Here is a 1884-nt window from a genome sequence, read left to right on the forward strand (position 1 = left end):
TACGTCCATTATGATAGAATGGATTAAAATGGACATGTCATTGTCCCCTGAAAAAATCGGGGAAATTGTGTATGAAATTGCAAAACGTTTTAGTGATCAGGAAGCATACATTCCGGATATTTTAAATACGCTGGATTATACGCACAATGAATGAATTGCTCTATATAGTCAGGGGGCGAATCTTGTGGTAGGAATCATCTGGAGATTGACTGCCCCAGGCATATCATTTACCAAGAAGACTTTGTTCAAAAACGCTTTAGGCATTTATTAGAAAATCCTCAGAAACTTCCTGATTTTTCTNGCCGCCCAGGAACCCAACTAAGTCCATAACATTATAAATTCCCATGCGGTACTACTGCCTTACGGTATTCTCCGGTTCTCTAGAAAGCAGTTTTAGAGTAAGTATCCAAGAACTATAGCCTCCGAGGGATCTTTTCTATCAACGACCAGCCCCAGCAAAGCGTTAGTGAATCAGGAAAACATATAATACGAAAGTCGGCATGGAACATTAAGCAATGCCGACTTTCGCTATATTTGGGTTGCCTTGGGCTTGCTCAATAGCCTTGCCAAAATCAAAAGCAACGATAAAGTTATATACAATAAAAGGAAGCGGAAGAAGAATTATGCCGCTTCCTTAATTATCCTTTTAGCCCGTCACTCTGTCGCCGCATATTCTCAATAACAATATCGTAAATCTCACCAAATTGTGAAAGGTATTTCATTACTTCCCAGGGCTCGTTGGTGTGAAAGTGTATCCTCATAAGTTCATCATCGCCATCGACTAAAAGGCTATCGTCGGGCGGTGTATGTTCAAGGTGCTCCCGAACCTCGTCCACGGGATACCCTCACCTCCACAAGCATTTGTGTATCATAAACATACTCTATTCTATCCATATACTAAAGCTCCTATCGGCAAATCTCGCGGGCAATTGCCGGTTAGCCGCTTTTGACATTGTATTGCTGTGGCTGTAAGACTTACAACCTGGTCGCTGATTACGCGTTCCATGTTTTGTGCATCTTTTACGGCTGCCACTTCATCAATGCCCAATTCTTTAAGCGCATGGGTCAATATGCAATGACGTTCAATTACCTGTTCTGCAATCTGCCGGCCCAATTCAGTAAATATTAACTCGTTATTTACCTTTTTTAGATAACCTTTTTCGCTCAAGACCGAAACAGCCCTTGTAATGCTTGGTTTTGAATGTTCCAGATAATTAGCACCGTCAACAGAACGTACAGACCCCAATCGTCTTTTTAGCACATAGATTGCTTCCATATAGTCCTTTTCAGACCGGCTCAATTCCTGCATAGGGCTACCTCCTTTCAGACTAACAACTCCGTTTCCTATTTCAATTCATTTACTGCGGCAAGCGCAAAGCCCGTAGCCTGTTTCAAGTCCTCGTCATTCGGATGTCCTTTATGCATAGCTGTGAACGCGCCCCGACAATGAAAAATATGCAGTGAAACTAGGATTCCTCTGCCGCTCGCAAGTTTTTCCGAAGTTCTATCCGGCTCGTTCGCCCGCAGATATTTCGTAGGGCTTTCAGCCCTGTCAGTTACATCCCTTTATAGAGCAAGAACAAACCGCCGGCTATGCCGGCGGTTATGAATTGTCCAAATTGTAAAACTTACTTTTTCTGCTGGGTATTATATGAAAAAAGAAACGTAACAATGGATATTTGATATATCCGTTTTTGGCGACCATTTTACCTTTATCGTCCCATCTTTGCTGCCGGACGATATATCACGCCTTTTCAAGCTCCCAAATAGAGGTACGATAGAGTCGATACTTTTCAAGCTGCTATGTGACAAGCCTTTCAGGGTATAATCCCAATTTTCCGGCAAGCTTTACAGATGCAACACTTTCACAACTTCTGTCTATTC

General features: G+C 42.4%; 2 protein-coding genes. Both read right to left on the bottom strand.

Annotation, left to right across the window (positions count from 1 at the left end):
* Positions 1–638 precede the first annotated feature (638 nt).
* Entirely contained in the window at positions 639–836 is a 198-nt protein-coding gene (locus KIH86_RS30185) for a kinase to dihydroxyacetone kinase (RefSeq protein WP_223083901.1), read from the bottom strand.
* A gap of 50 nt (positions 837–886) precedes the next feature.
* Positions 887–1309, bottom strand: coding sequence for a metal-dependent transcriptional regulator (locus KIH86_RS19975; RefSeq protein WP_223083900.1), 423 nt, complete (start codon positions 1307–1309; stop codon positions 887–889).
* Positions 1310–1884 lie beyond the last annotated feature (575 nt).

The organism is Paenibacillus sinensis (assembly GCF_019904155.1).
GTDB classification, from domain to species: domain Bacteria; phylum Bacillota; class Bacilli; order Paenibacillales; family Paenibacillaceae; genus Paenibacillus_AQ; species Paenibacillus_AQ sinensis.